This is a genomic window from Pseudomonas sp. B21-012 (assembly GCF_024749305.1).
Taxonomy (GTDB): Bacteria; Pseudomonadota; Gammaproteobacteria; order Pseudomonadales; family Pseudomonadaceae; genus Aquipseudomonas.
Window position 1 is genome coordinate 5,770,779 of sequence record NZ_CP087197.1, and the last position, 21,926, is coordinate 5,792,704.

A 21,926-nucleotide genomic window follows, 5' to 3' on the forward strand; every position below is an offset into this window, starting at 1 on the left:
CCATGCTGCTGCGTTTTACCAAGATGCATGGGCTGGGCAACGACTTCATGGTCCTCGACCTGGTCAGCCAGCATGCGCACATTTTACCCAAGCACGCCAAGCAATGGGGCGACCGCCACACCGGCATCGGTTTCGACCAGTTGCTGATCGTCGAGGCGCCGAGCAATCCGGAAGTGGATTTCCGCTACCGGATCTTCAACGCCGACGGCTCCGAGGTCGAACAGTGCGGCAACGGTGCGCGCTGCTTTGCGCGCTTCGTGCTGGACAAGCGCCTGACTGCGAAAAAACGCATCCGCGTTGAAACCAAAGGCGGCATCATCGAGCTGGACGTGCGCAACGACGGGCAGATCAGCGTCGACATGGGCCCGCCGCGGCTGGTGCCGGCCGAGATCCCGTTCGACGCGCCGGCCCAGGCCCTGAGCTACCCGCTCGAGGTTGCCGGGCGCACTGTCGAACTGGCGGCCGTGTCGATGGGCAACCCCCATGCCGTGCTGCGCGTCGACGACATCAACGCCGCGCCGGTGCACGAGCTGGGCGCGCAGATCGAACATCACCCGCGCTTCCCGCAGCGGGTCAATGTCGGTTTCATCCAGGTCATCGACCGTCACCGCGCGCAACTGCGGGTGTGGGAACGCGGCGCGGGCGAAACCCAGGCCTGCGGTACCGGTGCCTGCGCCGCTGCCGTGGCGGCGATCAGCCAGGGCTGGATGGATTCACCGCTGTTGATCGACCTGCCGGGTGGGCGCCTGTCCATCGAATGGGCAGGCCCGGGCAAACCGGTGTTGATGACCGGCCCCGCCGTACGCGTGTTTGAAGGACAGGTTCGTCTATGAGTGAGTACCAGCCATGACCGATCAGCCCCAGGCTCCCGCCGAACAGCCCACCGACCTTAGCGCCGAGGGCTCGACGCCCACCCTCGGGGCTGAGGCCGTGGTTGCCTACCTGCGCGACAACCCGACGTTCTTCGCCGAGCACGACGAACTGCTCAGCGAGCTGCACATTCCCCATCAGCGTGGCGATAGCGTGTCGCTGGTCGAGCGCCAGCTCAAGCTGCTGCGCGACCGCAATATCGAGATGCGTCACCGCCTGTCGCAACTGATGGACGTGGCCCGCGACAACGACCGGCTGTTCGACAAGACCCGCCGGCTGATCCTCGACCTGCTCGATGCTGACAGCCTCGAAAGCGTGGTGATGGCTGTCGAAGACAGCCTGCGCCAGGAGTTCAAGGTGCCCTTCGTCAGCCTGATTCTGTTCGGTGAAACCGCCGCGCCGGTCGGCCGCTGGGTCAACAGCGGCGACGCCCAGCAAGCCATTGGTGGCCTGTTGTGCGCCGGCAAGACGGTCAGCGGCAACTTGCGCGATCATGAGCTGGACTTCCTGTTCGGCGAAGAGCAGCGCAAGGAAGTCGGCTCCAGCGCCGTCGCCACCCTCAACCACCAGGGCCTGCACGGCGTACTGGCGATCGGTAGTCGCGACCCGCAGCATTACAAGAGCACGGTCGGTACCCTGTTCCTCAGCTACATCGCCGAAGTACTCGGCCGGGTCGTCCCGCGCCATACCCAGACCCTGCGTCCGGTGCGCTAGTGGAACGGCAGCTGGAGGCCTTCTGCGCGCACTTGCGCAACGAGCGCCAGGTGTCCGAACACACCCAGCTGGCCTACCGACGCGACCTCGAAAGCGTCCTGGCGTTCTGCACCAAGAGCGGCATCGACAGCTGGAACGCCCTGCAGATCCAGCACCTGCGCCAACTGATCGCCCGCCAGCATCACCAGGGCCAGTCCTCGCGTAGCCTTGCCCGCCTGCTCTCAGCGGTGCGCGGTTTCTACCGTTACCTCAACCGTGAAGGCCACTGCAGCCACGATCCGGCCAACGGCCTGTCAGCGCCCAAGGGCGAACGGCGCCTGCCCAAGACCCTCGACACCGATCGCGCCCTGCAACTGCTGGAAGGTGCGATCGAGGATGAATTTCTCGCCCGCCGCGACCAGGCCATGCTCGAGCTGTTCTACTCCTCCGGCCTGCGCCTGTCGGAGTTGACCAGCCTCAACCTGGAGCAGCTCGACCTGCCCGGCGGCCTGGTGCAAGTCCATGGCAAGGGCAGCAAGACCCGCGTACTGCCGGTCGGGCGCAAAGCCCGCGAGGCGCTGGAGCAATGGCTGGTGCTGCGCGCCGGCAGCGGCCCGCAGGACGGCGCGGTGTTCGTCAGCCAGCAGGGCCGGCGCCTGGGCCCACGCGCCATTCAGCTGCGGGTGCAGGCCGCTGGCGCCCGCGAACTGGGCCAGAACCTGCATCCGCACATGTTGCGACACTCCTTCGCCAGCCACCTGCTGGAATCGTCCCAGGACCTGCGCGCCGTACAAGAGATGCTCGGCCACGCCGACATCGCCACCACGCAGATCTACACTCACCTGGACTTCCAGCACCTGGCCGCCGTGTATGACAGCGCCCACCCCCGGGCCAAACGCAGTAAGGGCAGTGACTCATGAGCATCAAGCTGATCACCTTCGACCTCGACGACACCCTGTGGGACACCGCACCAGTGATCGTCAGCGCCGAGACCACCCTGCGCGACTGGCTAGCGGCCAATGCGCCAACCCTGGGCGCGGTTCCGGTCGAGCACCTGTACGCCATTCGCGAGCGCCTGGTGCAGGCAGAACCCGGGCTCAAGCACCGCATCAGCGCCCTGCGCCGGCGCGTGCTGTTCCATGCCCTGGAAGAGGTCGGCTACAGCGAGAACAAGGCCCGTGAGCTGGCCAACGAAGGCTTTGAAGTGTTCCTCCACGCCCGCCACCAGATCGATATCTTCCCTGAGGTGCAGCCGGTGCTGGAGATCCTCCGTCACCACTACACCCTGGGCGTGGTCACCAATGGCAACGCCGATGTGCGCCGCCTGGGCCTGGCCGATTACTTCAAATTTGCCCTGTGCGCCGAAGACCTAGGCATCGGCAAACCCGACCCGCAACCCTTCCTCGAAGCCCTGCGCCAGGGCGAAGTCGAGGCGACTGCGGCGGTGCACATTGGCGATCACCCCGGCGATGACATTGCCGGGGCCCAGCGCGCCGGCCTGCGGGCGATCTGGTTCAACCCCCAGGGCAAGGCCTGGGAAGCCGAGAACCGCCCTGACGCGGAGATCCAGCGCCTGTCGCAGTTGCCTGAACTGCTCAACAGCTGGCGCTGAAGCGCAGACACAAAAAAGCCCGCAGCGACGGCGGGCTTTCTTGCTGACGGGGCCACTCAGATAGGGCGGCTACCGTACTTGTTGTCCGGCTTCTTGGGCGGATCGGCGACCACGTTGGCCTCCACTTCCTGCACCTTGCCACCACGGGAGAGAAACTCTTCCATGGCCTTGGCCAGGGCATCACGCTCCTTCTGCTTGGCTTCCATGCTCGGCATGTCTTCTACCGAGACTGCCGCCGACTTCGACTTGCCTTTGGCTACGGGAGCCGGGCTGTCGTCGCCGCTGTCGTCAGCCACATCATCGGCTGCCGCTTCGAGGCCTTCATCGCCTTCGTCTTCATCGCCTACTTCGAGGTCGTCAGTTTCCAGATCGTCGTCGCTCATGTTCTACCTCATGACTTGCGAAAAGCAGATTAGTTATAGACCAGCAACGTCGAAAATCGACAGCTGCCAGAAAAAATTCAAGCGCCGCAGGCAGGCTGCGGGCCGTGGTTGCGCCACAACGAATGGCGAGAACCGGGCAAACCCCACGTCACGGGCGAGGTCTGTACAAATAAAGAGCGGGCGGCGGTAATGCGCCGACATACCCTGGCATGATCGACTCGCTTATTGGCAAGCCTAGCAAAGGGTACGGAAGTTTGCGGACAGCTCGTCAGCACCCTTCGGCGCGCATTCTAGCGTGCTCAGAGAAAAAGCAAAGTGCCTAAATTTCACTGAGCGCTGTAAGTTTTCTACCCACGTCGCACGCAGCCATCAAAGCGCGGCAAGAAACCGTTTGCGCCTGAGAGAAGTGACAAAATCCGGACAAAAAAATGCCCGGCAAGCCGGGCAAGATTTTTTCGAGGACGTTACAGGTTGTAGCCGCGCTCGTTGTGTTGCGCCAGGTCGAGACCGACCGACTCTTCTTCTTCGTTGACCCGCAGGCCCATGACCAGATCCAGCACCTTGAGAATCACGTAGGTGACGATCGCGGTGTAGATCACGGTAAAGCCGACGCCCTTGGCCTGAATCCAGACTTGCGCGCCGATGTCTTCGACGGTGCCGAAGCCGCCCAGTGCCGGGGCTGCGAACACGCCGGTGAGGATCGCGCCGACGATACCGCCGATGCCGTGCACGCCGAAGGCATCCAGGGAGTCGTCGTAGCCCAGCTTGCGCTTGAGGCTGGTGGCGCAGAAGTAGCAGATCACGCCCGCCACCAGGCCGATTACCAGGGCGCCCATCGGCCCGACAGTGCCGGCAGCCGGGGTGATGGCCACAAGACCTGCGACCACGCCCGAGGCGATGCCCAGTGCGCTTGGCTTACCGTGGGTCAGCCACTCGGCGAACATCCAGCCCAGGGCCGCTGCGGCGGTAGCGATCTGGGTCACCAGCATGGCCATGCCGGCGGTGCCGTTGGCGGCAGCGGCGGAGCCTGCGTTAAAGCCGAACCAGCCGATCCACAGCATGGCCGCGCCCATCAGCGTATAGCCGAGGTTGTGCGGCGCCATTGGCGTGGTCGGGAAGCCCTTGCGCTTGCCCAATACCAGGCAGGCCACCAGGCCGGCAATACCGGCGTTGATGTGCACCACGGTGCCGCCCGCGAAATCGAGCACGCCCCAGTCCCACATCAGGCCGCCGTTACCGCTCCAGACCATATGGGCGATGGGCGCATAGACCAGGGTGAACCAGATGGCCATGAAGATCAGCATCGCCGAGAACTTCATCCGCTCGGCAAAGGCGCCGACGATCAGCGCCGGGGTGATGATCGCGAAGGTCATCTGGAAGGTGATGAACACCGCTTCAGGGAACAGCGCCGCCGAAGAGGTCAGGCTCGCCGGGGTCACGCCGGCGAGGAACGCCTTGGACAGACCGCCAACGAAGGAATTGAAGTTGACGACACCTTGCTCCATACCGGTGGTATCGAAGGCCAGGCTGTAGCCGTAAACCACCCACAGGACGCTGATCAGGCCGGTGATCGCAAAGCACTGCATCATCACCGACAGCACGTTCTTGGAACGCACCATGCCGCCGTAGAACAGGGCCAGACCAGGGATGGTCATGAACAGCACCAGGGCTGTAGCGGTCAACATCCAGGCGGTGTCGCCGGAGTTGAGCACGGGGGCTGCCGCCTCCTCTGCCAGGGCCAGGCCAGGCATTACGAGGGACAAAAGGGCTCCTAGCCCTGCGAACTGACGCAGAGTCATATTGTTATCTCCTGGGGCGTTGGGGTTTGGTGAGGCTTTTTTTAGATCGCGTCGGTATCGGTTTCGCCGGTACGGATGCGAATCGCCTGCTCCAGATTGACCACGAAAATCTTGCCGTCACCGATCTTGCCGGTGTTGGCCGCCTTGGTGATCGCCTCGATGACCCGGTCCAGATCCTTGTCGTCGATGGCGACGTCGATCTTCACCTTGGGCAGAAAATCGACCACATACTCAGCGCCGCGATACAGCTCGGTGTGACCTTTCTGCCGGCCGAAACCTTTGACTTCAGTGACAGTAATGCCCTGCACGCCGATTTCGGACAGCGACTCGCGCACGTCGTCCAACTTGAACGGCTTGATGATGGCAGTGACTAGCTTCATGAAACTCTCTCCCGAATTGGTGGACTTGCCCCAGGAAAACAAACCCGACTCAAGTCTAAGCGCAGTGCCTGGCTTTGTAACGCGTCGTCATGGTGACTGCATCAGTGCATGGGTCATGAAGGACATAGCAGAAACCTTGCCAGAATGGTTAAAGCCCAGAATTACAGGGACTTAGGTTGCACAACCCGACTTGGCCAGTCGCCAGCACGGGTTTGCTGCACAACAACGGTGCGCGGCGTTTCGCCGCCATGCGCGAAAAGCGTGCAGCATTGGGGCGCTGAGGCTGCGTGTTACACTGGCGCCCCATTGCATACTGTGGACAGCCGAACATGCTCGCGCCCAAAGCCTTTCTTGATGCCCTGAGCGACCAGGCCTCGCGCCTGTTCAGCGGCGACACCTCGCAGCCTCGCAGCGAAATCGAAAGCCAGTTCAAAGCCCTGCTGCAAAGCGGCTTCAGCAAACTCGAGCTGGTCAGCCGGGAAGAATTCGACAGCCAGATGGTCGTCCTGGCCCGCACCCGCGCCCGTCTTGAGGCGCTCGAAGCCAAGGTCGCGGAGATGGAAGCACGCCAGAACCCGCCTGCTGCCGAGTGAGCTTGCGATGACGCCTTCTACTGAGCACCCGGTGCTGTTGTTCTCCTATGGCACCCTGCAGGACATAGCTGTGCAGCTGGCCAACTTCGGCCGTGAACTGGTCGGCCAGGAGGACCAGATGCTCGGTTACAGCCAGGCCTGGGTGGAAATCACCGACCCGCAAGTCCTGGCCACCAGCGGCAAGACCCACCACCCGATCGTCACCCCCAGCAGCAATGCCGACGACAGCGTACCCGGCATGGTCTTGCAGATCAGCGAAGCCGAACTTGCCGCGGCGGATGCCTATGAAGTGGCCGACTACAAGCGGGTTGCGGTGACCCTGGCCTCTGGTCTGACGGCCTGGGTTTACGTGCGCGCCTGAGCGACGCGGTAGTGGTCAAGGCGTCGCACATAACGCTCGGCGTGGCTGGCTGTACTGGCCTCATCGCGGGTCAAGCCCGCTCCTACAAGCCTGAGAACAGTGCTGAACCTGTCGGAGCTGGCTTGCCGGCGATCTAGTGCGCAGCGCTCGCACTAGTGGTCCTGTAAAAACCAGACTCACTCTTCCCCGCCCCGATCCGCTCCACCCCACTACGCTTGCAGAGCCGCAGGACGCGGCTTTGTCTAGATCATGGAGCGTTCATGTCCCTCGCCCTTGTCCACAGCCGTGCCCAGGTCGGTGTTTCGGCCCCGGCGGTCAGTGTTGAAGCGCATCTGGCCAATGGTCTGCCGGCACTGACCCTGGTTGGCCTGCCGGAAGCGACCGTGAAAGAAAGCAAGGATCGGGTGCGCAGCGCGATCCTCAATTCCGGCCTGGAATTCCCCGCCCGGCGCATCACCCTTAACCTTGCTCCCGCGGATTTACCCAAGGATGGCGGACGCTTTGACCTGGCCATCGCCCTGGGGATCCTTGCCGCCAACGGCCAGTTCCCGATTGCAGCGCTTGGCGAGGTGGAATGCCTGGGTGAACTGGCGCTGTCCGGGGCAATCCGCTCGGTGCAAGGCGTACTGCCCGCTGCCTTGGCGGCACGAGAAGCCGGCCGGGCCTTGGTGGTGCCGCAAGAGAATGCCGAAGAAGCCTGTTTAGCATCGGGCCTGGTAGTGTTTGCAGTCAGTCACCTGCTGGAACTGGTCGCCCACTTCAACGGCCAGAGCCCGCTCAATCCCTACGCTGCCAACGGCCTGTTGCTACAGATCCGTCCCTACCCCGACCTCAACGAAGTACAGGGCCAGCAAGCCGCCAAGCGCGCACTGCTGGTTGCCGCCGCCGGTGCGCACAACCTGCTATTCAGCGGCCCACCGGGCACCGGCAAGACCCTGCTCGCCAGCCGCCTGCCCGGCCTGTTGCCACCGCTGGATGAACGCGAAGCGCTGGAGGTGGCGGCGATACAGTCGGTGGCCAGCCATGTGCCGCTGAGCAGTTGGCCGCAGCGGCCGTTTCGCCATCCGCATCACTCGGCCTCCGGTGCTGCGCTGGTCGGCGGTGGCAGCCGACCGCAACCAGGAGAGATAACCCTGGCCCATCACGGCGTGCTGTTTCTCGATGAACTGCCGGAGTTCGAGCGGCGGGTACTGGAAGTGCTGCGCGAACCGCTGGAATCCGGCGAAATCGTCATCGCCCGGGCCAAGGACAAAATCCGCTTTCCAGCGCGCTTCCAGCTGGTCGCCGCCATGAACCCCTGCCCCTGTGGATATCTTGGCGACCCCACCGGCCGCTGTCGCTGCAGCAGCGAACAGATCCAGCGCTACCGCAACAAACTCTCCGGGCCCCTGCTCGACCGTATCGACCTGCACCTGACCGTCGCCCGCGAAGCCACGGCACTGTCCAGCAACTGCAGCCACGGCGAAAGCAGCGCCACCATTGCCGCGCAAGTCGCCGCCGCCCGCGACATCCAGCAACAGCGCCAGGGCTGTGCCAACGCCTTCCTCGACCTGCCCGGCCTGCGCCATTACTGCGGGTTATCCACAGCCGACCAGAGCTGGCTGGAAAGCGCCTGCGAACGCCTGACCCTGTCCTTGCGCGCCGCCCATCGCCTGCTCAAGGTGGCGCGCACCCTGGCCGACCTGGAACAGGATGAAAACATCGGACGCGGGCACCTGGCTGAAGCGCTGCACTATCGCCCGAGCAACCAGTAGTAATTGCCCGCATTCTGCTCTTAACTTGGCAACAGCCCACCGCACCGAGACCGGTATGTTCGCATTCGCCCAGAGTTACCCGCTGTTGCTCGGCATTACCCTGATCGTGCTCGACCTCACGCTCTGGCAACTGATACCCGTCAATCGCCGGCCCTGGCGCATCGCTGCGCGTTTGCTGGTGTTTTCGCTGTTCACCTGGGTGCTGATCAGCGCCGGGGTCAGCCCGCTACAACCTGCGCCCTGGGTCGAGGATGTGCCGCGCAATCTGCTCGCTACGGTGCTGGGGATTGCCTGGTGGCTGTTTGCGGCGCGTACCGCGACGGTGGTGATTGGCTTGGTGCTGGTGGCCCGTAGCGGCCACACCGGGCGCTTGCTGCAGGATGTGCTGGGGGCGGTGATTTTCCTGGTGGCCATTGTGGCTGCGGCGGCCTATGTGTTGCAGTTGCCGGTCAAAGGCCTGCTGGCAACCTCGGGGGTGATGGCGATCGTCATCGGCCTGGCGCTGCAGAGCACGCTCAGCGACGTGTTCTCCGGCATTGTGCTGAACACCACCCGCCCCTATCAGATCGGCGACTCGATCAGCATCGACGGCACCGAAGGCAAGGTCATCGAGATCGACTGGCGCGCCACCCGCTTGCTGACTGGCAACGGCAGCATGGCGGTGATTCCCAACTCGGTGGCGGCCAAGGCCAAGCTGCTTAATTTCAGCCAGCCCAGCGATGTGCATGGCGTCTCCATCAGCGTCGTGGTGCCGGCCAAGGTACGCCCGCGACGGGTGCTCGATGCCCTGGAAAAAACCCTGCAAGGCACACGTACCTTGCTGACCAGCCCGGCACCGAAAGCCACGATCAAGAGTTCGAGCCTGGAATCGGTGGAGTACGAGGCCAGCGGTTTTGTCAGTGCCATGAGCCAGAAGACCGAGGTGCGTAACCATATGTTCGACCTCGCCCACCGGCACCTGGAAGCCGCCGGCGTAGTGTGGAACAGCGACTCCCAGCAAGGCCAGGTGTGGAACCGTCAGCGCGCCCTGCTCGAAGACGTGCGCATCTTCCGCTCGCTCAGCAACGAAGAGAAAGACAACCTCAGCCAGCGCATGACCGCTGTGGAATACCTGGCCGACCAGGTGATCCTCGGCGTCGGCGACAGCTCGGATTACCTGCTGGTGATTGGCACCGGGGTAGTGTCGGTGGGTGTTAGTGATGGTGACAAGCAGCTCGAGGCCGGGCGCATGGGCCCGGGCGAGGTGTTGGGAGTGGAAGGCCTGCTGGAAGCGGAAGATTCCACAGCCGAGTTCCGCACCCTGACCAGTTGCATCCTCTACCGTATCGACAAGGACGAAGTACGCAGCTGCCTGGAACAACGCACCGAGGTCAAGACCGCACTGATCAAGTTGCAACGCATCCGCCAGCAAACCCGCCAGTCACTGCTCGAGCAAAAACCTGCAGCCATCAAGAAAGGCGGCTTTCTCAGCTGGCTGCACAAGTAGCGGTCAGAGCACCACGCGCAAGCACTGCCCGGCGTGATACAGCGAGAACCCGGTTTCGTAGAAGCCGGTCCGCAGCGCCGGCGCCGACACCGGTTTCATTGCCGAGAACGGAATCGGCAAGGCATCCGGGTTATCGCACAACAGGTACTGGGCGAAGGCTTTGCCGATCACTGTGCCGGTGGTGTTGCCACGGCCGTTGTAGCCGGTAACGGCGACGATGCCCGGCGCTGGCTCGAACAGGCGCATCAGGTGGTCCGGGGTGAAGTCGATGCAACCGGTCCAATGCATTTCCCACTCGACTTTGCCCAGTTGCGGGAAGTAATGGTTCTGGATGCGATCGGCCCAGCTGCGGATGAACCAGGCCGGCTTGTTGTCGACCCGCCCAAGGCTGCCGAGCAACAGCCGCCCCTGATCATCGCGACGGATGCTGCTGAGCACCGTGCGCGTATCCCATGAACCCTGGCCATGCTTGAGCACGTTGTCGGCAGCGGCGCCTTGCAGCGGTACCGAAGCGACCTGGTAGTAGTAACCGCGGAAGAACTGGCGTTGCAGGTTGGTCCAGTCGCCCTCGGTGTAGGCGCCGGTGGAGATCACCACCTTGTCGGCACTGACCGAACCCTGGGCGGTTTTCACTCGCCAATTGCTGCCTTCACGCTCCAGGCCTTGCACGGCGGACTGCTGGAAGATCTGCCCGCCCAGGCGCTCGACCGCAGCGGCCAGGCCCTGGGTATACCCCATGGGGTTGATGGTGCCGGCGCGGCGATCAAGCAGCGCGGCGGAAATCTTGTCAGTACCGCAATATTCTTCGCACTTTGCCCCGGTCAGCAGTTCGACATCGGCACCGCGACTGCTCCATTGCTGGTGACGGGCTTCGAGGTCGGCAACGCCGGTGGCGTTGTGGGCCATGTGCAGGGTGCCGCTGTTGTGCGCCTGGCAGTCGATACCCAGGCGTTCGATGGTGGCGAACACCTCGCCCGGCGCTTCGCCCAGCACCTTGTTCAGGCGGCTGCCTTGCTTCTGGCCCAGGGTCGCTTCGACGTCGTCCGGGCGAATCCAGGTGCCGGCGTTGACCAGGCCAACGTTGCGCCCGGAACCTCCGTGGCCGATTTTCCAGGCTTCGAGCAGGATGACTGACTTGCCCTGCTCAAGCAGGTGGATGGCTGCCGACAGGCCAGTGATGCCGCCGCCGATGATGCACACATCGGCCTTGAGTTCGGCGCTCAGCACACGGGATGGCGCGGCGGGCTGGGTGACGTGCTCCCAGAGGCATTGTTGACGCAGTTCTGGCATGGCCGGCTTCCTGTTTTATTCTTGTGCGGTGGTGTTCTGATCGCGGGGCAAGCCCGCTCCCACAGAGATCACCTCCCCCTGTGGGAGCGGGCTTGCCCCGCGATAGGGCCCGTCAGTCGAAGACAATCCCCTGCGCCAACGGCAGCTCGCGGGAATAGTTCACGGTATTGGTCTGCCGGCGCATGTAGGCCTTCCACGAATCCGAGCCCGACTCACGGCCACCGCCGGTTTCCTTCTCACCGCCAAACGCCCCGCCAATCTCCGCACCGCTGGTGCCAATGTTGACGTTGGCAATCCCGCAGTCACTGCCCGCGGCGCTCTGGAAGCGCTCGGCTTCGCGCAGGTCGGTGGTGAAGATGCACGACGACAAACCTTGCGGCACTTCGTTGTTCAGGCGCAGGGCTTCTTCGAACTCGTCGTAGGCCAGCACGTAGAGGATCGGTGCAAAGGTTTCATGACGAACCACGGCGCTCTGGCCAGGCATCTCGACGATCGCCGGGGCCACGTAGTAGGCATTCGGGTACTGGTCCTGCAGCTGCCGCTCACCGCCAAACACCTGGCCGCCTTCATCGCGGGCGCGCGCCAAAGCGTCCTGCATGCCTTCGAACGAAGCCTTGTCGATCAGCGGGCCGACCAGGTTGTCCTTGCGCGGGTCGCCGATACGAACCTTGGCGTAGGCGGCTTTGACCCGGGCAACCACTTCGTCCTTGATCGAGCGATGGACGATCAGCCGGCGCAAGGTGGTGCAGCGCTGGCCAGCAGTACCGACGGCGCTGAAGAGGATGCCGCGCACGGCCAGATCCAGGTCGGCACTCGGTGCAAGAATCATCGCGTTGTTGCCACCCAGTTCGAGGATGCTGCGGCCGAAACGTGCAGCCACCCGCGGGCCGACTTCACGGCCCATGCGGGTGCTGCCGGTGGCGCTGACCAGCGGCACGCGCGGATCGTCGACCAGCGCTTCGCCGGCCTCACGATCACCGATGATCAACTGGCTCAGGCCTTCAGGCGCATCACCAAAGGCTTTCAGGGCTTTTTCGAACAGCGCCTGGCAGGCCAGCGCGGTCAGCGGGGTTTTCTCCGACGGCTTCCAGACCACGGCGTTGCCGCACACCAATGCCAGGGTGGTGTTCCAGGCCCAGACCGCGACGGGGAAGTTGAAGGCGCTGATCACTCCAACCACGCCCAACGGGTGCCAGGTTTCACGCATATGGTGGCCCGGGCGCTCGGAGGCGATAGTCAGGCCATAGAGCTGACGCGACAGGCCGACGGCGAAGTCGCAGATGTCGATCATTTCCTGCACTTCGCCCAGGCCTTCCTGGGTGATCTTGCCGGCTTCGATCGACACCAGCTCGCCGAGCTCGGCCTTGTGCTTGCGCAATACTTCGCCGAACAGGCGGATCAACTCACCGCGGCGTGGGGCCGGGACGTTGCGCCAGGCCTGGAAGGCTTTTTCGGCCTGATCGATCTTGGCGGTTACCTGGGCTTTGCTTTCCAGGTGCACCGCGGCAATCGCGCTGCCATCGATAGGGGTGTGAACGGGATGGTTACCGTGGGTGTAGGCAGTGGCCGGGACACCGAGGCGGTCAAGCAGTCCATCAACCATTTTCTTCTCCTGCATGCGATGAGTGGTTGAAATAGTGATAGGGATCAGTATTAATCCGATCACTCTGGCGCAACAAACGACCTTTATTCTGCATATCATTCCGCCAGGTAATGATCTACTGGCTTAGAGACCGCTATGTCCAAACGTCTGGTGCCATCGATGGCCGCCCTGCAGTGTTTCGAGGCTGCCGCCCGGCACCTGAGCTTCACCCGCGCCGCCGAGGAGCTGCACCTGACCCAGAGCGCAGTGAGCAAGCAGGTGGCCCAGCTTGAAGAGATGCTCCGCCATCATTTGTTTCTGCGCATCCGTCGGCGCCTGCAGCTGACACCAGCAGGCGCGCTGTACCTGGCCGAGGTCAACAAGATTCTCACCCAGGTCGATATGTCCAGCCGTTACATCATGTCCTACGGCGAGCAGACCGAAGTCCTCAAGGTAGCCACTCAACCGAGCTTTGGCGTGCGCTGGCTGATTCCGCACCTCAAGGGCTTCGGCAAGCAGCACCCGAACATCCACCTCGACATCCGCAACGAAATGGAACCCTTCGCCCTGTTGCAGGCGACCGCCGACGTGGTGTTCTTCTTTGGCCAGGGCACCTGGCCTGGCGCGACCTGCATCGAGCTGTTCGGTGAAGAAGTGCTGCCGGTGTGTGCGCCAGAGCTGTTGCAGGGGCGCACACTCAAGGACGCCAGCGAACTGGCCGAACTGGTGCTGCTGCAAAGCACCTCGCGCCCGGAGGCCTGGCATGAGTGGTTCCTGGAGCAAGGCCTGCACTCGGCCCATAGCTATCACGGGCCGCGCTTCGACACCTTCTATATGAGCCTCAGTGCTGCCCAGTCCGGCTGCGGCGTGGCCCTGGTACCACGCTACCTGGTGGCCCAGGAGCTGGCCGAAGGCAAACTGGTCGTGCCCTGGCAGCACAGCATGCGCAGCAATGGCGCGCATTTCCTGGCGTTTTCCGAGCATGCCGCCGAGGTGCCGAAGGTGCGCGCCTTGGTCGACTGGATTCGCGCTGAGCTGGCCGGGCAAGATTGATAATTTTTGGAATGACGCATCGACTTTTTTTCGCTTGTGCAGGTACTGCATTCCTCGCTTTCATGTAAGGGTGCCCACTTACCAGGAAGCTTTCGATGCCCGCTCAAGATTTCGTCAGCCCGGACAGCATTCGCGCGCAGTTCTCGGCCGCCATGTCGCTCATGTACAAGCAAGAAGTGCCGCTGTACGGCACGCTGCTGTCGCTGGTGAGCGAAATTAATCAGCAGGTGATGGCTAAGCAACCCGAAGTTGCCCAGGCCCTGCGCTGGACCGGCGAAATCGAGCGCCTCGACCAGGAGCGCCACGGCGCCATTCGCGTCGGCACCGCCGAAGAGCTGGCGACCATCGGCCGCCTGTTCGCGGTAATGGGCATGCAGCCGGTGGGCTATTACGACTTGAGCTGCGCCGGTGTGCCGGTGCATTCCACCGCCTTTCGCGCCGTGCACGAGCAAGCGCTGCACATCAGCCCGTTCCGGGTCTTCACCTCCTTGCTGCGCCTGGAACTGATCGACAACCCGGCGCTGCGTGAACTGGCGCGCGAGATTCTTGCCCGGCGGCAGATCTTCACTCCGCGCGCGCTGCAACTGATCGAACAATTCGAGCGTGCTGGCGGCCTGAATGCCGACGATGCCCAGGCGTTTGTCGACGAAGCCCTGCATACCTTCCGCTGGCACCGGGACGCCACGGTGACCGCCGAGCAGTACCAGCAACTGCACGACCAGCACCGCCTGATTGCCGATGTGGTGGCCTTCAAGGGCCCGCACATCAATCACCTGACCCCGCGCACCCTGGACATCGATGCCATTCAGCTGGGCATGCCGGCCAAGGGCATTCCGCCCAAAGCCGTGATCGAAGGGCCGCCACCGCGCCGCTGTCCGATACTGCTGCGTCAGACCAGCTTCAAGGCGCTGCAGGAAAAGGTCGCGTTCACTGACCAGCACGGGGAAGGCAGCGGCAGCCATACCGCGCGCTTTGGCGAGATCGAACAACGGGGTGCGGCGCTGACGCCGAAGGGCCGCGAGCTTTACGACCAACTGCTCGATCGCGCCCGGGCGGCGCTAGGTGGTGTGCCGGCCGAGGCCAATGCCGAGCGCTACATGAGCCTGCTCAGCGACAGCTTCAAGGCCTTCCCCGATGACCTGGCGCAGATGCGCGAGCAGGGGCTGGCGTACTTCCGCTACTTTGCCACCGAGCGTGGCCTGGCGGCGCGCGGCGATGCTCAGCGGCCGACGTCACTGCAGGCGTTGATCGATGCCGGGCATATCCACTTCGAGGCCCTGGTGTACGAGGACTTTCTGCCGGTCAGTGCGGCGGGAATCTTCCAGTCGAATCTGGGTGATGATGCGCAGAGCGAGTACGGCAGCAACGCCAACCGCGACGCCTTCGAACAGGCGCTGGGCAAGCCGGTGCAGGATGAGTTGGCGTTGTATGCCGAAAGTGAGCGGCGCTCGCTGATGGCCTGTGCGCAGGCGCTGGATATGCCTGGGCTTTGAGGGCCTCATCGCGGGTCAAGTCGAGGCGTCGCACCGCCGCTCCTACAAAGTCTGTGGGAGCGGCGGTGCGACGCCTCGACTTGACCCGCGATGGCGTCACCGCCCAACCCGAAACCTGTCCACTTCCTGCCGCAACTGCCCCGCCAACCCCTCAAGCTCACGCGCGGTAGCCGCCAGGTTAGTCGCCACCTCATGCTGCTCGCTGTTGGCCAGGGCAATGCTCTGCAGGTTGCGGCTGAGCACGTTCGCCGTGCTGCTCTGCTCCTGGGTAGCGGTGGTAATGGCGGCAAACTGCTCCCCCGCCGAGCGGCTGCGCTCATCGATCTGCGCCAGCGCTGCGGCAACCTTGGCATTGCGTTCCAGGCCTTCTTGCATCAGGCGGTTGCCCTGCTCCATGGTGCTGATGGCATTGCCGGTTTCCTGCTGGATGCTGCCGATCATCGCCGAGATTTCATCGGTGGCCTGACGGGTGCGCGAGGCCAGGTTGCGCACCTCGTCGGCGACCACGGCAAAGCCCCGGCCCTGCTCACCGGCCCGCGCCGCTTCGATGGCAGCGTTCAAGGCCAGCAGGTTGGTCTGTTCGGCAATCGAGGTGATCACGCCGACGATGCCGCCAATTTCTTCGGAGCGCAGGCCCAGGGTGTCAATCACCGTGGCGGTGCCGGCCAGGGCGCTGGCGATCTGCTCCAGGGACGATGACGCCTGGTCCATCGAGGCACGGCCAATGCGGGTTTGCTGGACGTTGTCCTGGGCCATGCGTTCGGTGCTGCCCATGTTCTCGGCGATGTTCATCGAGGTGGCGCTGAACTGCTCGACAGCGCCGGCCATGCTGGTGATTTCGCCAGACTGCTGCTCCATGCCCTCACAGGCCCCGGAGGACATGCCCGACAAGGCCTGGGCGCGGCTGCTGACTTGCTCCGCTGCTGCGCGAATGTGCTCGACCATGCTCGCCAGGGCTTCGCCCATCTGGTTGAAACTGTGCGCCAACTGGCCGATTTCGTCATCGCTCGATACCCGCAAGCGCGCCTGCAGGTCACCGGCGCCAAGGGCCTGCGCCTGCTGCAAGAGGTCAGCCAAGGGGCGCAGACGGCGGCGCAACAGCCACAGGGTGGCGGCGACCGCCAGCAACATCGCCAGCAAACTGCCGATGGCCAGGCGCGTGCCGACGCTCCAGGTCACTGCGCGGATTTCCGCCTTCGGCATGCTTGCCACCACCGTCCACGGCCCGCCGGCAAACGCCACGGTCACGCTGAACAGCTCTTCGACGCCGTCATGCCAGAAACGCCCTTCGCCCGCAGTGAACCCGGCAAGCGCCTGCGCCGCCTGACTGTCCGCATGCACACCTGCTGGCGGCACCAACCAGTGCTGCTTGTCGTCGAGCAAGGCCAGTGAACCGGTCTGGCCGATACGAAAACGTCCGAGGTTGGCGAACTGAGCCTTCTGCGCGTCGGTGTAGTCGAAACCGACAAACAGCACCGCGATCACCCGCCCGCTGCCGTCACGCACCGGGGTGTACTGGGTCATGTAGTCGCGCTCGAACAGGTTGGCCCGGCCAACGTAGGCCTGACCCGCTAGCAAGCGCGCGTAGGCCGGATGCTGGCGATCCAGCAGGGTGCCAATGGCGCGACTGCCGTCCTGCTTGGTCAGCGAGGTGCTGATGCGAATGAAGTCGTCGCCGCTGCGCACGAACAAGGTGGCAACGCCTGCGGTCATCTGGCGAAAATCATCCACCTGGCGAAAGTCGTTGTTGAGCAGTTGCTCGCCCAGGTACAGCGCGGGCGTGGAAACCCCGGCAACCGTCACCGACTCCCCTGGATGCAGCTGCAAACCGGCAGCAAAGCGCTTCTCGAACAGCCCGCTGAGGCGCTGGGTGCTTTCGCGCAGGGTACTGTGGAAAGTGTCGAGCTGATCGGCGAGCAGGCGCGCTTCACTGGCCAGGTGTTCCTGGCGGGTATTCAGGTTGGCGTTGTCCAGCGAACGCAGGGCAAACAGGGTGCTACCGGTAATCACCACAGCCAGCACGATGGCAAGGGCGATACCGAGTTGCGAGGCAATCCGGGCACGGGGTTGAGACATGGAAGCTCCTGGCAAGAGGGGCCGGGATCGTCCTGATCACGCTGACCGTCCGCATCGATACGGGAATCGAACCATCTAGGCGTGGCTCTGATGCATCTGCTTCGGCGGCCTGACGCAATACTTGAGCGTGCAACAGGGTTATCCTGCGCAAACGGTCAACTCGCTCCGATTGCCGCTGATGTCCCCAGAATTTGAACCTTGGGCAAGTCCATCGAATCCGCCTCGCCCTGCAGGAAGTCGCTCAGACGCCGCAGCCGCTCGCCACCGGGGCGGGTTCGCGGCCAGACCAGGTAGTAATCCAGGCCGCTGGCAACCGCCGTCGGCCACGGCAGGCTCAGGCGGCCCTGGGCGACGTCTTCGGCAACCATCAGCAGGTCGCCCATGGACACGCCATAACCGCGAGCGGCGGCGATCATGCCCAGCTCCAGGGTATCGAATACCTGGCCGCCCTTGAGCGACACCTTGTCGGTGAGGTCCATGCGCGCCAGCCAGCTGCGCCAGTCGCGCTTGTCGGGGGTTGGATGCAGCAGCTCGACACCGGCCAGGCGCCGCTCGTCCCAAGGCCCTTCCTTGAGCAGCTCGGGCGCGCCTACCGGGATCAGCAGCTCGGAAAACAGCCGCTTGACCTCCCAGTCCGGCGGAAAGTGACCGTCGCTGAGCAACACCGCGCAGTCGAAAGGCTCATGGTTGAAATCGACATGATCGACATCCATCCAGGCGCTGGTCAGTTGCACTTCGTTGCCCGGCTGCAGGTGGCGAAAGCGACTGAGGCGCGCCAGCAGCCAGCGCATGGTCAGGGTCGAAGGGGCTTTCATGCGCAGGATGTCGTCTTCACTGCGCAGGGTGTTGCAGGCCCGCTCCAGCGCGGCAAAGCCTTCGCGCACCCCTGGCAACAGCAAACGCGCCGCTTCGCTGAGTTGCAAGCTGCGGCCATTGCGCACGAACAAACGGCAGGCAAAGTGCTCTTCAAGGGTGCGGATGTGCCGGCTGACGGCACTCTGGGTTATCGATAACTCATCTGCGGCGCGGGTGAACGAGCTATGCCGGGCCGCCGCTTCGAAGGCCCGCAGTGCATACAGAGGCGGTAAACGGCGAGACATGGCGGCGGGCTCCGGGTTATCCACAGGCAATCGACTGGATCATACTCCCATGAGTTTTAATCATGCCAACCATCGCTATTATCCTTTTGTGGATAACCGCACCAAGCCTCAGACTTTCACGCTTTGAATCTATCGCGTAAGAAAAGGACGACTCCATGCAGGCTGCGCCTACCCAAGAACTCAAGGCTTTGCTGCGCCTGGCCGGGCCGCTGATTGCCTCGCAGTTGGCGCACATGCTGATGGTGCTCACCGACACACTGATGATGGCCCGCATCAGCCCGCAGGCCCTGGCCGGGGGCGGCTTGGGCGCGGCGAGCTATTCGTTCGTGTCGATCTTTTGCCTGGGCGTGATCGCCGCCGTCGGCACCCTGGTGGCGATTCGCAAGGGTGCTGGCGACATCGCCGGCGCCACCCGCCTGACCCAGGCCGGGTTGTGGCTGGCCTGGGTCATGGCCCTGGTGGCGGCTTTGGCGCTGTGGAACCTGGAGCCGGTACTGCTATTGCTCGGCCAGAGCCCGAACAACGTCGAGGCGGCCGCGCAGTTCCTGCTGCTGCTGCCCTTCGCCCTGCCCGGCTACCTGAGTTTCATGGCCCTGCGCGGTTTTACCAGCGCCATTGGCCGCTCGACGCCGGTGATGGTTATCAGCCTGATCGGCACGGTGGCCAACTTCCTGCTCAACTATGCGCTGATCGAAGGCATGTTCGGCCTGCCGAAGCTGGGCCTGGTGGGCATCGGCCTGGTGACCGCAATCGTTGCCAACTGCATGGCCGTGGCCATGGCGCTGTATATCCGCTGGCACCCGGCCTATGCACCCTACCCGATTCGCCAGGGCCTGAGCCGCCCGTCGTGGCCAGCCCTGCGTGAGCTGTGGCGCCTGGGCCTGCCGATTGGCGGCACCTACACCGTCGAGGTCGGCCTGTTCGCCTTCGCCGCGCTGTGCATGGGCGTGCTCGGCAGCACCGAGCTTGCCGCGCACCAGATCGCCCTGCAGATCGTCTCTACCGCATTCATGATTCCGGCCGGCCTGTCGTACGCCGTGACCATGCGTGTAGGGCTCTATTACGGCGCCGACAACCTGTTGGGGGCACGGCATGCCGGCCGCGTGGGTATCGGTTTTGGCGCGGCGATGATGCTGATGTTCGCCATCCTCTTCTGGCTGCTGCCAGACCCGCTGGTGGGGCTGTTCCTCGACCACGGTGACCCGGCCTTTGCCGACATCATCCAGCTGGCGGTAAGCCTGTTGATGGTCGCCGCCTGGTTCGAGCTGTTCGACGGCGTGCAGACCATTGCCATGGGCTCGATCCGAGGCCTCAAGGATGCCAAGACCACCTTCCTGGTCGGGCTGTTCTGTTACTGGGTGATCGGTGCGCCGGCGGCCTGGCTGCTGGCCTTCAACCTCGGCCTGGGCGCGGTAGGCGTGTGGTGGGGGCTGGCGCTGGGCCTGGCGTGTGCGGCGGTGAGCCTGACCCTGGCATTCGAATGGCGGATGAAGCGCTTGCTGGGCAGTGCCGCTGGGGTGAACAAGGTGACTGCTTCAGTGGTTTGAAGGGCCCCATCGCGGGTCAAGCCCGCTCCTACATCACCCGCGATGCTGCTTGCTGCGCCGGCCCGCGCAGCAAATACGCCATCAACTCATCAATCGGCAATGGCCGGCTGATCAGAAACCCCTGCACCTGATCGCAATCGAAACTGCGCAGCAGGTCCATTTGCTCCGGGGTTTCCACGCCCTCGGCCACCACCTCGAGGTTGAGGTTGTGCGCCAGGTTGATCATCGCGTGCACCAGCTTGCGGTTCTCTTCACGCTGCTCCATGCCGCCGACAAAGCTGCGATCGACCTTGAGCAAGGTGATCGGCAGGCTGTTGAGGTGCACGAACGACGAAAAGCCGGTGCCGAAATCGTCCAGCGAGAAGCGCACGCCCAGGCGCCCAAGGGCGTCCATGGTCTGTTTGACCAGGTCGTTGCGGCGCATCACGGCGGTTTCGGTCAGTTCGAATTCCAGCCAGCGGGCATCGACGCCGTGTTCGATGATCAGCCGGCTCAGGGTCGCCAACAGCTGGCTGTCCTGGAACTGGCGAAACGACAGGTTCACCGCCATGTGCAACGGCGCCAGGCCCTGCTCGCGCAGCGCCTGCATGTCGCGCAGGGCCCGGGAAATGACCCAGTAGCCCAAAGGCACGATCAGCCCGCTCTGCTCGGCCAGCGGTACGAACTCGCTGGGCGGCAGCAGCCCGCGTTCGGCATGGCGCCAGCGCACCAGGGCTTCGAGGCCGACAATGCGCCCGTCGGCCAGGTTCAGTCGCGGCTGGTAATGCAGCTCCAGCTCGTCGCGGCGCAGCGCCCGGCGCAGCTCGCTTTCCAGGTCGGCAAGGCTGCGGGCGTTGCGGTTGATGCGTTCGTTGAAGACGTGAAAGGTACAACCCTGGGTGCTCTTGGCCTGCTGCATGGCGATGTGCGCATGCCACATCAGCGGGTCGGCGCCACCCTGGGCGCGGGCGTGGGCAACCCCCAGGCTGCAGCCGAGCAACAGGCTTTCGCCGTCGATCCAGTAAGGTTCGGCCAGGGCTTCGGTGATGCGTTCGGCCATCCATTCGGCGCGCTGCGGCTCACGGCGGGTATCGATCAACAGGGCGAATTCGTCGCTGCCCAGACGTGCAACCTGGTCGCCGGCTTCAAGCTGGCTCTTCAGCCGGCCCACCACCTGCAGGATCAACCGGTCGCCGGCCTGGTGGCCGAGGGCGTCGTTGGCATGGCGAAAGTTGTCCAGGTCCAGGTGCCCGAGGGCGACGCCGCGCCCTTCGTTGTCGGCCAGGCGCGCAGCCAGCAGGGTCTGGAAACCCTGGCGGTTGGCGATGCCGGTCAGCGGGTCCTGTTCGGCCAGGCGTTGCAGGGTCGCTTCGAGGACGCCGCGCTCGCGGACATGGCGCAGGCTGCGGCGCAGGATATTGCTGGTCAGCTGGTCGCGAATCAGCCAGTCGCTGACACCCGGCGGCGGCACCTGCGGTTCGTGCTCGAGCAGCAGCACCATCGGCAGCACGCAGCGCCCGGGCGCCGGCTGCAGTTGCGGGGTCGCCAGCACCAGCGCATTGCGGTCATTGGCAAACAGGCTGTCGACCGCCTCCCAGTTCGGAGCGGTCAGCAATACCGCCTGGCCCGCCATCGGCAGCAGACACTCGCGCAACACAATGGCCCATTCCGGCTCATCGGCCAGCAGGAGCAAACGCAAGGGTTCGACGGGCGTAGACAAGCTGGCTCCTTAGGACGTAGACACAGTCAAATGACGATGGGCAGCGAGAATGCGTATCCTAAACCATTAATGAAAATGATTTTCACTTAAAGTCATGCCATTCCATTGCCGACATCCCGCAGGTTTCGCCACGCATCCTGCGGGAAAGTATCAAA

General features: G+C 63.9%; 19 protein-coding genes. 11 read left to right on the plus strand and 8 right to left on the minus strand.

The features are described from left to right. Positions 1–2 precede the first annotated feature (2 nt). Genes dapF through LOY37_RS26595 form a run of 4 tightly spaced genes read left to right on the plus strand, consistent with a single transcriptional unit; the run spans position 3 to position 3,175 of the window. Positions 3–833, plus strand: coding sequence for a diaminopimelate epimerase (gene dapF / locus LOY37_RS26580; RefSeq protein ID WP_045200978.1), 831 nt, complete (start codon positions 3–5; stop codon positions 831–833). Between the two features lie 13 nt (positions 834–846). After that, on the plus strand, positions 847–1,584 hold the full coding sequence (locus LOY37_RS26585; RefSeq protein WP_045200976.1) for a DUF484 family protein: 738 nt from the start codon (positions 847–849) through the stop codon (positions 1,582–1,584). Beyond that, entirely contained in the window at positions 1,584–2,483 is a 900-nt protein-coding gene (xerC, locus tag LOY37_RS26590; RefSeq protein ID WP_258716054.1) for a tyrosine recombinase XerC, read from the plus strand. The genes LOY37_RS26585 and xerC overlap by 1 nt, the downstream gene beginning before the upstream one ends. Next, positions 2,480–3,175 carry an HAD family hydrolase gene (locus tag LOY37_RS26595; protein ID WP_045200972.1) on the plus strand — a complete coding sequence of 232 codons (696 nt, stop codon included), beginning with the start codon at positions 2,480–2,482 and terminating at the stop codon, positions 3,173–3,175. Before xerC ends, LOY37_RS26595 begins: the two co-directional genes overlap by 4 nt. A gap of 56 nt (positions 3,176–3,231) precedes the next feature. On the opposite strand, the gene sutA is transcribed toward LOY37_RS26595, so the two are convergent. The 3 genes from sutA to glnK form a co-directional block, all read right to left on the minus strand. Next, on the minus strand, positions 3,232–3,558 hold the full coding sequence (gene sutA, locus LOY37_RS26600; protein WP_045200970.1) for a transcriptional regulator SutA: 327 nt from the start codon (positions 3,556–3,558) through the stop codon (positions 3,232–3,234). 464 nt (positions 3,559–4,022) lie between these two features. Continuing rightward, positions 4,023–5,357: an ammonium transporter gene (locus LOY37_RS26605; RefSeq protein ID WP_045200968.1), complete on the minus strand. Its 1,335-nt coding sequence runs from the start codon at positions 5,355–5,357 to the stop codon at positions 4,023–4,025. 41 nt (positions 5,358–5,398) lie between these two features. Next, complete coding sequence (gene glnK / locus LOY37_RS26610; protein ID WP_002555808.1) at positions 5,399–5,737, minus strand: P-II family nitrogen regulator; 339 nt, start codon at positions 5,735–5,737, stop codon at positions 5,399–5,401. Positions 5,738–6,066: 329 nt separating this feature from the next. Here glnK and LOY37_RS26615 point away from each other — a divergent pair, with 329 nt between their 5' ends. The 4 genes from LOY37_RS26615 (at position 6,067) to LOY37_RS26630 (ending at position 9,931) form a co-directional block, all read left to right on the plus strand. Next, the gene (locus tag LOY37_RS26615; RefSeq protein ID WP_258716055.1) at positions 6,067–6,330 is read left to right on the plus strand and encodes an accessory factor UbiK family protein; all 264 of its coding nucleotides are present in this window, start codon (positions 6,067–6,069) and stop codon (positions 6,328–6,330) included. Between the two features lie 7 nt (positions 6,331–6,337). Beyond that, positions 6,338–6,691 carry a gamma-glutamylcyclotransferase family protein gene (locus LOY37_RS26620; protein ID WP_258716056.1) on the plus strand — a complete coding sequence of 118 codons (354 nt, stop codon included), beginning with the start codon at positions 6,338–6,340 and terminating at the stop codon, positions 6,689–6,691. Between the two features lie 260 nt (positions 6,692–6,951). Next, positions 6,952–8,445, plus strand: a complete 1,494-nt coding sequence (locus LOY37_RS26625; RefSeq protein ID WP_258716057.1) for a YifB family Mg chelatase-like AAA ATPase — start codon at positions 6,952–6,954, stop codon at positions 8,443–8,445. 55 nt (positions 8,446–8,500) lie between these two features. Then, positions 8,501–9,931, plus strand: coding sequence for a mechanosensitive ion channel family protein (locus LOY37_RS26630; protein ID WP_093378095.1), 1,431 nt, complete (start codon positions 8,501–8,503; stop codon positions 9,929–9,931). A gap of 3 nt (positions 9,932–9,934) precedes the next feature. Here the strand turns inward: LOY37_RS26630 and LOY37_RS26635 are convergent, their stop codons facing one another. Next, positions 9,935–11,221: an FAD-binding oxidoreductase gene (locus LOY37_RS26635; RefSeq protein ID WP_045200959.1), complete on the minus strand. Its 1,287-nt coding sequence runs from the start codon at positions 11,219–11,221 to the stop codon at positions 9,935–9,937. Positions 11,222–11,333: 112 nt separating this feature from the next. Then, positions 11,334–12,824, minus strand: coding sequence for an aldehyde dehydrogenase family protein (locus tag LOY37_RS26640; RefSeq protein WP_258716058.1), 1,491 nt, complete (start codon positions 12,822–12,824; stop codon positions 11,334–11,336). Between the two features lie 135 nt (positions 12,825–12,959). On the opposite strand from LOY37_RS26640, the gene LOY37_RS26645 reads away from it, so the two are divergent. Together LOY37_RS26645 and LOY37_RS26650 are read left to right on the plus strand one after the other, a co-directional pair. Next, on the plus strand, positions 12,960–13,856 hold the full coding sequence (locus tag LOY37_RS26645; RefSeq protein WP_038998061.1) for a LysR family transcriptional regulator: 897 nt from the start codon (positions 12,960–12,962) through the stop codon (positions 13,854–13,856). A gap of 95 nt (positions 13,857–13,951) precedes the next feature. After that, the gene (locus tag LOY37_RS26650; protein ID WP_258716059.1) at positions 13,952–15,349 is read left to right on the plus strand and encodes a VOC family protein; all 1,398 of its coding nucleotides are present in this window, start codon (positions 13,952–13,954) and stop codon (positions 15,347–15,349) included. 96 nt (positions 15,350–15,445) lie between these two features. Here the strand turns inward: LOY37_RS26650 and LOY37_RS26655 are convergent, their stop codons facing one another. Together LOY37_RS26655 and LOY37_RS26660 are read right to left on the minus strand one after the other, a co-directional pair. Next, positions 15,446–17,425 carry a methyl-accepting chemotaxis protein gene (locus LOY37_RS26655; protein WP_258716060.1) on the minus strand — a complete coding sequence of 660 codons (1,980 nt, stop codon included), beginning with the start codon at positions 17,423–17,425 and terminating at the stop codon, positions 15,446–15,448. 155 nt (positions 17,426–17,580) lie between these two features. Next, on the minus strand, positions 17,581–18,525 hold the full coding sequence (locus LOY37_RS26660) for a LysR substrate-binding domain-containing protein (protein WP_045199635.1): 945 nt from the start codon (positions 18,523–18,525) through the stop codon (positions 17,581–17,583). Positions 18,526–18,680: 155 nt separating this feature from the next. Here LOY37_RS26660 and LOY37_RS26665 point away from each other — a divergent pair, with 155 nt between their 5' ends. After that, positions 18,681–20,072, plus strand: coding sequence for a NorM family multidrug efflux MATE transporter (locus tag LOY37_RS26665; RefSeq protein ID WP_093378066.1), 1,392 nt, complete (start codon positions 18,681–18,683; stop codon positions 20,070–20,072). 28 nt (positions 20,073–20,100) lie between these two features. On the opposite strand, the gene LOY37_RS26670 is transcribed toward LOY37_RS26665, so the two are convergent. Continuing rightward, positions 20,101–21,771, minus strand: coding sequence for a bifunctional diguanylate cyclase/phosphodiesterase (locus tag LOY37_RS26670; protein WP_258716061.1), 1,671 nt, complete (start codon positions 21,769–21,771; stop codon positions 20,101–20,103). Positions 21,772–21,926 lie beyond the last annotated feature (155 nt).

What these genes read in the sequence shown, in the direction of transcription:
- dapF (WP_045200978.1), top strand. Translation starts at nt 3, where the DNA reads ATGCTGCTGCGTTTTACCAAGATGCATGGGCTGGGCAACGACTTCATG.
- LOY37_RS26585 (WP_045200976.1), top strand. Translation starts at nt 847, where the DNA reads ATGACCGATCAGCCCCAGGCTCCCGCCGAACAGCCCACCGACCTTAGC.
- LOY37_RS26595 (WP_045200972.1), top strand. Translation starts at nt 2,480, where the DNA reads ATGAGCATCAAGCTGATCACCTTCGACCTCGACGACACCCTGTGGGAC.
- sutA (WP_045200970.1), bottom strand. Translation starts at nt 3,558, where the DNA reads ATGAGCGACGACGATCTGGAAACTGACGACCTCGAAGTAGGCGATGAA.
- LOY37_RS26605 (WP_045200968.1), bottom strand. Translation starts at nt 5,357, where the DNA reads ATGACTCTGCGTCAGTTCGCAGGGCTAGGAGCCCTTTTGTCCCTCGTA.
- glnK (WP_002555808.1), bottom strand. Translation starts at nt 5,737, where the DNA reads ATGAAGCTAGTCACTGCCATCATCAAGCCGTTCAAGTTGGACGACGTG.
- LOY37_RS26615 (WP_258716055.1), top strand. Translation starts at nt 6,067, where the DNA reads ATGCTCGCGCCCAAAGCCTTTCTTGATGCCCTGAGCGACCAGGCCTCG.
- LOY37_RS26620 (WP_258716056.1), top strand. Translation starts at nt 6,338, where the DNA reads ATGACGCCTTCTACTGAGCACCCGGTGCTGTTGTTCTCCTATGGCACC.
- LOY37_RS26625 (WP_258716057.1), top strand. Translation starts at nt 6,952, where the DNA reads ATGTCCCTCGCCCTTGTCCACAGCCGTGCCCAGGTCGGTGTTTCGGCC.
- LOY37_RS26630 (WP_093378095.1), top strand. Translation starts at nt 8,501, where the DNA reads ATGTTCGCATTCGCCCAGAGTTACCCGCTGTTGCTCGGCATTACCCTG.
- LOY37_RS26635 (WP_045200959.1), bottom strand. Translation starts at nt 11,221, where the DNA reads ATGCCAGAACTGCGTCAACAATGCCTCTGGGAGCACGTCACCCAGCCC.
- LOY37_RS26640 (WP_258716058.1), bottom strand. Translation starts at nt 12,824, where the DNA reads ATGGTTGATGGACTGCTTGACCGCCTCGGTGTCCCGGCCACTGCCTAC.
- LOY37_RS26645 (WP_038998061.1), top strand. Translation starts at nt 12,960, where the DNA reads ATGTCCAAACGTCTGGTGCCATCGATGGCCGCCCTGCAGTGTTTCGAG.
- LOY37_RS26650 (WP_258716059.1), top strand. Translation starts at nt 13,952, where the DNA reads ATGCCCGCTCAAGATTTCGTCAGCCCGGACAGCATTCGCGCGCAGTTC.
- LOY37_RS26655 (WP_258716060.1), bottom strand. Translation starts at nt 17,425, where the DNA reads ATGTCTCAACCCCGTGCCCGGATTGCCTCGCAACTCGGTATCGCCCTT.
- LOY37_RS26660 (WP_045199635.1), bottom strand. Translation starts at nt 18,525, where the DNA reads ATGTCTCGCCGTTTACCGCCTCTGTATGCACTGCGGGCCTTCGAAGCG.
- LOY37_RS26665 (WP_093378066.1), top strand. Translation starts at nt 18,681, where the DNA reads ATGCAGGCTGCGCCTACCCAAGAACTCAAGGCTTTGCTGCGCCTGGCC.